The organism is Streptomyces hyderabadensis, from assembly GCF_020404845.1.
GTDB classification, from domain to species: domain Bacteria; phylum Actinomycetota; class Actinomycetes; order Streptomycetales; family Streptomycetaceae; genus Streptomyces; species Streptomyces hyderabadensis.
Genome location: NZ_JAIOJZ010000111.1, coordinates 1 through 8,057, shown reverse-complemented (window position 1 = coordinate 8,057; position 8,057 = coordinate 1). Strand labels below are relative to the sequence as shown.

Genomic DNA, 8,057 nt, shown 5'->3' with positions numbered 1-8,057 from the left:
CCCGGAGGAGCCGCAGACGGCAGACGACGACACGGCAGCTCCGGTCACACCCGAGGGCCGTACGCGGGTTCCGGAGACCGACGCCCGTTTCTGGGCGGCCGTGGCCGACGGGGACCCCGGTTCGTTCGCGTCTTTGCTGGGGCTCGACGGTGCGCAGGACCGGGCGGCCGTCGAGGCGGCGTTGCCGCTGCTGGCCTCGTGGCTCGGCCGCCGGCAGGCCGCCGCCCCGGCCCCGCACTACCGCATCGGCTGGACTGCGGTGCCGTCGCACTCCGGTGGGGTGACGCCACGTCTGCGGGGCACCTGGCTGCTGGTCGTGCCGGGTGAGCAGGGAGCCGACGACGGCCTGGTGACGCGCCTCGGCGCGGTGCTCGGCGCCGCGGGAGCCGACGTGCGGGTCCTCGCCGCCGCCCCGACCGGTGCCGGTGATGACGCAAAGGCCGCGTACGACAGCCTGAGTGCCCGGCTGGCGGCGCTGACGTCGGACGACGATGCGGAGGTCGAACTCGCGGGTGTGCTGTCGCTGCTCGCGCTGCCGTCGCCGGACAGGCCGGACACGCCGGACACGCCGGACGGAGTGCGGCAGGCGGCCGCCGGAACGCTGGCGCTGCTGCGCGCGCTGGCAGACACCGGTGCGCCGGTACCGGTCTGGTGCCTGACCTCGGGCGCGGTGTCGACGGGGGGTTCCGACCGGGTGACCGCGCCCGCCCAGGCCGTGGTGTGGGGTCTCGGCCGCATCCTCGCGCAGGACGATGCCATGCGGTGGGCCGGCGTCGTCGATGTCCCGGCCCGGTGCAACGATCGGGTGCTGCGGCGGCTGGCGGAGGCGCTGGCCCGGTCCGAGGAGAACGAGCTGGCCGTGCGTGAAGCGGGCGTCTTCGCCCGCCGACTGCTGCGGGCGGACTCCGGCGCCGCCGCCGTGCCGGGTTCGGCGCTCCCCGGGGCGGACGCCACCCGTCGGGAACCGCCGGCCCTGCGCGGCACGATCCTGGTCGTCGGCGGCAGTCACGGCTGGCGCGAGGGCGTCGCACACCGCCTGGCCGCCACCGGAGCGGCGCACGTCCTGGTCGCCGTGGCCCCCGGCGATCCACTCGCTCCGGCGGAACTGCCCGCGGACCTGCCCGCGGACCCGGCCACGGTCTCCGCGACGGAACCGCGGATCAGCCATGTCGTGTGTGACGTCGCGGACGGCCGGGACCTGGCCCGGCTGGCCGGGTCCCTGCCCGCCGAGCGGCCGCTGGCCGCGGTGCTGCACGCACCGCGCGTCGCCCTGGCCGACGGACCGCTGGACAAGACGCTGGACGAACTGCTGAGTGCCGAACTGCCCGCGGTGTCGGCCCTGTCCGGGCTCACCGGGGGCACGGACCCGGTCGCGCTCTTCCTCACCGTGTCCGTGGCCGATCTGGTCGGGGACGCCGGCAGCGGCGCCGTCGCGGCCGTGGTTGGCTGGTGGGAGGCGGTGGCCCGGCAGCGGGCGGCCGTGACGACGTCGGTGCGGCTGATCGCCGCCGACCCGGACGCGCTCGACCTCGCGGTCCTGGACCGGGCCCTCGAACGGACGGACGGGCTGCTCGTCGCCACGGCCCGGGACTGGGCCGAGTTCGCCGCGGCCCGCGTGGACTCCGGTGGCCGGCGTCTCCTCGAGGGCCTGCCCGAGGCGCGCGCGGCCCTCGCCGCGACGGCCCCGGCGGGGGAGGTCGGAGGGGCGGGCCTGCTGGCCGGGGTCGACGGGCCGGAATCGCTGCGGCGGACTCTCACCGGGCGTTCGGCGGAGCAGCGGCTGAAGACGCTGCTGGAGCTGGTGCGCGGTCAGGTCGCCGTGGTCCTCGGGCATTCCTCCGCCGAGGCCGTCCCCGCCGAAGGGGACTTCATGGATCTCGGGTTCGCCTCCCTCACCGCGGTCGAGTTCGGCCATCGCCTTGCCGCCATCACCGGGCTGACACTGCCCTCGACCCTGATCTACGACCATCTGAACGCGGCGGAACTCGCCGGGCACCTGGCGGCGGAGCTCGGCCGCGAGCCGGCCGGGGCCTGACGGCGCCGCACGCCGTACGACCACCCCCGCGACGCCTGACGGACGGCAGAAGCAGACAGCGGTCGTCGTCAGGCGTCGCGGGTCCCGCAACCGAACAGGAAGTGAGACCCCCGATGAACTCCGCAGTGGACAGCGGCGTCTGGATACGCCGCTACCGGCCCGCCGCCGAAGCCGGCGTCCGCCTGCTGTGCCTGCCGCACGCGGGCGGAGCCGCCAGCTACTACGTGCCGGTGGCCGGGGCCCTCGCGCCCGCCGTCGACGTGCTCGCCGTCCAGTACCCGGGCCGGCAGGACCGCCGTACCGAGACGCCCCTGGCGAGCCTGCGGGAACTGGCCGCACGGATCACCGAGGCGGTCACGGACGACGGCGACGACCGCCCCCTCGCGCTGTTCGGGCACAGCATGGGTGCGCTGGTGGGCTACGAGGTGGCGCTGCGGCTGGAGGAGGCCGGGCGCGGCCCGGTGCACCTCTTCGTGTCCGGACGGCGTGCGCCCTCCGCGGTCCGGCCGAGCGAGGACATGCACAAGCGCAGCGACGCCCTGCTGATCGAGGGCGTGCGCCGGCTGAGCGGAACCGACGACCAGGTCTTCGAGGACGAGGAGCTGGTGCGGATGGTGCTGCCCGCGATCCGGGCCGACTACCGGGCCGTGGAGACCTACGAGCCGCGTCCCGGTGACCGGCTGCGCTGCCCGGTCACCGTGCTGACCGGCGACAGGGACACCATGACGACGGTGGAGGAGGCTCGGGCGTGGGAGCACCACACCGACGGCCCCAACGAACTGCACGTCTTCCCCGGAGGCCACTTCTACCTGAACGACCGGCCGCAGGCCGTCCTGGACGTGGTCCGGCGCAGCCTGCGCCTGTGACCCGTGGCAGAAACCGGCGTGAGCCGCACCGCGTCCGACGCGATGCGGCTCACCGCTTTCTCGGGGCTTGCCGCCCTCGGGCTGGTCAGGACAGCCAGCAGTCGGGAGCCGGGCCGCCCCGGCCGACCGGAGGGAACAGCTCGTCGAGCCGGGCTGTCAGGGCATCGGGCATCGGCAGTTCGAGTGCCTCGATCGCCCCGTCGATGTGCTGCGGCGTACGCGGTCCGATCACCGCGGCCGTCACCCCGGGACGCGACAACGTCCAGGCCATGCCGACCACCGCCGGGTCGAGTCCGTGGTCCGCGCACACCTTCTCGTACGTCTCGAGGGCCTCGTGGTGCTCGGTCAGGGACTGGGCGGCGCGCCCCTGCGCCGACTTGACCGCGGAATCCGTCCGCAGCTTGTCCAGCACGCCACCGAGCAGGCCCCCGTGCAGGGGCGACCAGACCAGGACGCCGAGGCCGTACGCCCGGGCCGCGGGAATGATCTCCAGTTCGGGGTAGCGGGTGACGAGGTTGTAGGCACACTGCTCGGAGACCAGGCCGAGGCTGCTGCGTCGCTGTGCGGCCTCCTGCGCGCGGACCAGGTCCCAGCCGGCGAAGTTCGACGAGCCGATGTAGCGCACCTTGCCCTGGGTCACGAGCAGATCCATCGCCTGCCAGACCTCGTCCCAGACCACGGTGCGGTCGATGTGGTGCATCTGGTACAGATCGATGCGGTCCGTGTTCAGACGGCGCAGCGAGGCCTCGCAGGCACTGATGATGTTGCGGGCCGACAGCCCGTGGTCGTTGATGCCTTCACCCATCGGATCGCCCACCTTGGTGGCCAGCACGATCTGGTCGCGACGGGAGGAGCCGGTGCCCAACCACCGTCCGATCACTTCCTCGGTATGGCCCTTGTGGACGCGCCAGCCGTAGGTGTTCGCGGTGTCCACCAGATTGATGCCCCGGTCCACGGCATGGTCCAGGAGACGGTGCGCCTCCGGTTCCTCGACCCGGCCGCCGAAGTTGACCGTGCCGAGGGCCAGCCTGCTCACGCGCAGACCGGTACGTCCCAACTGTGTGTGCATCGTGCGTCCGTTCCTCGGGTTCGGTGTCGGTTGCGGATCGGCCGGGTCAGGCCGGGCAGTAGGCGGTGGTGTACTGCTCCAGCAGCCGCTCCAGGTAGGCGGGGCCCCCGGCGGGCGCGCGTTCCCCTACGCGGCGGCGCAGCCGGTCGAGTGATACGGCGCCCCGTCCGCCCCGGACCGCCGGCCTGTCCACCAGGTCCCATCGTGCCCGTCGGCCCAGCTGCCGCTCGATGCCGCGCACGATGTGTTCGACGGCGTAGGGGGTGCCCGCGGCCACGTTGAACACGTCGTCGCGCACGCCCTCGGTCAGCAGCGCGTCGAGGCAGGCGACGACGTCGGTGACATCGACCAGGTCGCGGCGGGCCCCGGTGAAGACCCGGACGTTTCCCGACGCGACCTGGCCGACCAGAGCGGGCAGCAGTTGATGCGGGCGTTGACGGGGGCCCACGACATGACTGAGGCGCAGGATCAGGCAGGAGGCGCCGGAGTCGGCGACTTCCCGCTCCAGGCCGAGTTTGTGCCATCCGTACGGACTGACCGGCCTCGGATGATCCTCGTCGGCAGGGCCGTCGCACCCGCCGTACAGGGCGTGCGACGCGGTCGAGAAGAACACGGCGGTCCGGCCCTCCGCACGACAGCGGCGGGTGGTCGCGCGGACCAGGTCCGCCTCCCGCCGGAAGGCATCGGCCGAGTCGACGCTCGCGCTCGACACCCCTGCGGCCAGCACGGTCACGTCGTCGTGCGTGTGCGACAGGGCGGACAGATGGTCGGCGAGGAACCCCTGCCCCACGATCTCCACCGCGCTCACCAGCCCTTGTCGTCGGCTGCCGGCACGGGCTTCGCCATCGAGCGCAGGCACGTCAGCAGGGTTCGCGCCTGCACGTTGACGCTGAGTCCGGCGCCCGTGAGCCGCTCCAGCTGCCGCACGCTCAGCCAGGCGTACTCCGGCGCAAGGGGCTCGGCGGCCAGCGCCTCGTCGGCGTCGACGAGCAGGTAGCGGCTGACCGCGTTGCGGAAGCGGCCGCCCTCCTCGGAGTGTCTGGCGCTGTAGCGGACCTGGGCGGGACGGGCGGCCAGCACCTGGTCGAGATAGCGGGGCCGCTTGTCCGCCGGATGGTTCTCCGGTACGCACTGGACGGTGGGCGCCACCTCCACCACCAACGGCAGGCCCCCCTCCATGCGGGCGTGCGCCAGGACGTGCGGCACGCCGTCGAAGTCATGGACGAGGAAGGCGGTTACGCCCTCGCCGTGCGGCTCGATCAGGGGCTGGGTCCAGCTGGGCACCTCACGGCTGGCGGCGTCCACGGCCACCGCGACGACATCGAAGAAGCGTCCGTCCCCGCGGGTGATCTCGCGCTCGGTACGGTGCCAGTCGGGCAGCCCCGCGAGAGGGACCGGCGCGATCGTCCAGTCGTGGGTCGAGCGCTGCTCGGTGAGCCAGCTCAGCACCTCGGTGTCCGGGGACAGCGCCCGCGCCGGCCGGCGGTCCGGCCCGTCGGCCGCGGCGGGCAGACTGGACAGCACGGTGCGCGAGTCCATGTTCACCACGTTGTCCCGCTGGAGCAGCTCATGCAGCTGGCCCAGGGTGAGCCAGCAGAAGTCCGGGTGCGGTGGCACCTCGTCCCGGGTCTCGACGATCACGTTGCGGTTGTGCTTGCGGTAGAACCAGGACCCGTGCTCGGACTGCAGTACGTCGGCGAGCACCCGCCCCCGGCGGGGCCCGGTGAAGTACTCCACGTACCGCACCGGCGAACCGCGGTGCGCGCGCGTGTAGTTGCTGCGGGTCGCCTGCACGGTCGGGGACAGCTGAAGAAGGTTCGGGTTTCCCGGCTCCATCTTCGCCTGCATCAGGAAATGCAGCACACCGTCGAATTCCTTGGCCAGAATTCCGAGAATGCCGACCTCGGGCTGCCGGATGATCGGCTGATGCCATTCGGGAAAGAGTCCGGCGGAGGTGCGGACCCGGAGGCCTTCCACGGTGAAGAATCTGCCTGACTGGTGCACCAGATTCCCGGTCTGACCGAGAAAGTGCCAGCCCTTCAGGTCGGTGAAATCGATCCGCCGCACGGAGGAGGCGTGCTCGCGCCCGCGATGGGCCAGCCAGCCGGCGAAATCCGCCGTGGCCAACTGGGTTCCCTCGTCGGTGAGCTGGGCCGAGCCGGCCAGAAGATCCGCCGTACGCCGGTCCCAGCGCGGCCCGGTTTGCCGGTGGCCGACGCTCGCCACCCGGTTCGGCGCCGTCGGGTCCATGGTCGCTGCAGGTGTCTTCACTTTCGACAGCGTACGGTTTCCGGACCCCCCTATCGTCCCCCTAAGCGCCCCTGACGGAAAGCGGCCGACCGGAATTTTCGAGGTGTTGTCTGGGCGCGGTGTTCAGTGCGCTTCTGCATCAGCCGTGCGCTTGCTAGTTTGCCGGACGGAATCGACTCGACTCGGCCGGATCCGGCCGCAACGGCAGGAATGCAAAATGTCGAACGAAACGCAGGGCACACGGACGGGGCCACCTGGCGCGGCGGCCGAAACGGAGCCGTACGCGGTCGGTGTCCTCATCGGGGCGGCGCGGCTCACGGTGGCCCGGGACCGGTGGGCGGCACTCGACGCACGGCGCGGCCGGCTCCTCGGCTGCGGCCGGGCGCTGGAGGCCCTCGAGCTGGACGGCCAGGCACCGCACCCCGCCTTCCGTCTCGAATGGGAGTGAGACCGATGGCAGAAGCCGAGACCCTCACCGAGGAACGCCTGTCCGGGCACGAGCTGACCGCGGTGGAGACGGCGGCGCGGATCGCCGACGGCCGTCTGAGCCCGGTCGACCTGGTCCGCCAGCTCCTCGCCCGCATACGGCGGGCCGATCCGGCCGTGGGCGCGTACACCGTCGTCCTGGAGGAATCGGTCCTCGCCGAGGCCGAACAGGCCGAGCAGCGCATCGCCCAGTACGGACCGAGCGGGCCGCTGGACGGGGTGCCCGTCTCGGTCAAGGACCTCTTCGACGTGGCAGGCACCCCGACCTGGGCCGGTTCCGCCGCACTGCGCCGGGCCGGCGGGACACCGGCCGCCGCGGACGCGGCCGCGGTCGCACGGCTGCGGGCGGCCGGCGCCCTGGTCCTGGGCAAGACGCAGATGGACGAGTTCGCCTTCGGCACCGTCACCCCCGGGACCCGCAACCCGCGCTGCCCCGAGCGCTCCGCCGGCGGGTCCAGCGGCGGCGCCGCGGCGGCGGTCGCGGCGGGCTTCGGCCCCCTTGCGCTCGGCACGGACACGGGCGGCTCGGTGCGCATCCCGGCGGCCATGTGCGGGGTGGTCGGGCTCAAGCCGACCCACGGGGTGCTGCCCGCCGACGGCGTGGCGCCGCTGTCCTGGTCCCTGGACACGCCCGGCGTGCTGGCCCGCACCGTCGAGGACGCCGCCCTCGCCTTCGCCGCCCTCACCGGCACGGACGCCCCCGGCACCGCGCACCCCGAATCCGCCACCGGGCTGACGCTCGCCGTACCGGACGACGCGCTCTTCACGCGCTGCGCGCCGGAGGTCTCCGAACGCGTCGCCGCCGCGGTGGATCTGCTGGCCGCCCACGGTGCGCGGATCGAGCGGGTGAGCCTGCCGCTGGTCGACCTGGTGTCCCCGGCCGTCTCGCTGATCATGGCGGCGGAGGCGAGCGCTCACCACCGCCGCGCGCTTCTGGAGGACGCCGAACTGCACCCGACCACGCGCGACCGGCTGGAAGAGGGCGCCCTGGTACCCGCCCGCGACTACATCGACGCGCTGCGGACCCGCCGACTCGTGCACAGGCGGTGGCGGGAGGCGTTCGAGGGCATCGACGCCTTCGTCCTGCCCACCGTGGCCATCACCCCCGTCGCACACGGTGAGTTCTTCCTGCCGCAGCCCGACGGGGGCATGGACGTCGTCCCGGTCGCGAGCACCCGCTTCGCCCACCCCGCGAGCCTGGCCGGCCTCCCCGCCCTGTCCGTGCCCTGCGGCTCACCCGGGGACGGGCTGCCGGTGGGCCTGCAGTTCATGGGCCGCCCCCACGGGGAGCAGACCGTACTGAGACTGGGACGCCTCTACGAGACGCTCAACGGCGGTCCCTGGCCCGCCG

7 protein-coding genes are annotated in these 8,057 nt (G+C 73.3%); 4 read left to right on the top strand and 3 right to left on the bottom strand.

Annotated features, from left to right (window positions below):
• Both K7854_RS36915 and K7854_RS36910 read left to right on the top strand, forming a co-directional pair.
• Positions 1–2,035 (top strand): SpnB-like Rossmann fold domain-containing protein (locus tag K7854_RS36915; protein ID WP_226030928.1); only part of this gene is annotated, 2,035 nt, incomplete at its 5' end.
• Positions 2,036–2,148: 113 nt separating this feature from the next.
• Positions 2,149–2,901, top strand: a complete 753-nt coding sequence (locus tag K7854_RS36910; RefSeq protein WP_226030927.1) for a thioesterase II family protein — start codon at positions 2,149–2,151, stop codon at positions 2,899–2,901.
• An 85-nt stretch (positions 2,902–2,986) separates the two neighbouring features.
• Here the strand turns inward: K7854_RS36910 and K7854_RS36905 are convergent, their stop codons facing one another.
• Genes K7854_RS36905 through K7854_RS36895 form a run of 3 tightly spaced genes read right to left on the bottom strand, consistent with a single transcriptional unit; the run spans position 2,987 to position 6,220 of the window.
• The gene (locus tag K7854_RS36905) at positions 2,987–3,970 is read right to left on the bottom strand and encodes an aldo/keto reductase (RefSeq protein WP_226030926.1); all 984 of its coding nucleotides are present in this window, start codon (positions 3,968–3,970) and stop codon (positions 2,987–2,989) included.
• Between the two features lie 46 nt (positions 3,971–4,016).
• The gene (locus K7854_RS36900; protein WP_226030925.1) at positions 4,017–4,778 is read right to left on the bottom strand and encodes an NAD-dependent epimerase/dehydratase family protein; all 762 of its coding nucleotides are present in this window, start codon (positions 4,776–4,778) and stop codon (positions 4,017–4,019) included.
• On the bottom strand, positions 4,775–6,220 hold the full coding sequence (locus K7854_RS36895; protein WP_264088193.1) for an NDP-hexose 2,3-dehydratase family protein: 1,446 nt from the start codon (positions 6,218–6,220) through the stop codon (positions 4,775–4,777). The genes K7854_RS36900 and K7854_RS36895 overlap by 4 nt, the downstream gene beginning before the upstream one ends.
• Positions 6,221–6,437: 217 nt before the next feature.
• Between K7854_RS36895 and K7854_RS36890 the strand changes: the two genes are divergently transcribed.
• Together K7854_RS36890 and K7854_RS36885 are read left to right on the top strand one after the other, a co-directional pair.
• Positions 6,438–6,668 carry a hypothetical protein gene (locus K7854_RS36890; protein ID WP_226030923.1) on the top strand — a complete coding sequence of 77 codons (231 nt, stop codon included), beginning with the start codon at positions 6,438–6,440 and terminating at the stop codon, positions 6,666–6,668.
• 5 nt (positions 6,669–6,673) lie between these two features.
• A partial coding sequence (locus K7854_RS36885) for an amidase (RefSeq protein ID WP_226030922.1) occupies positions 6,674–8,057 on the top strand: 1,384 nt, incomplete at its 3' end.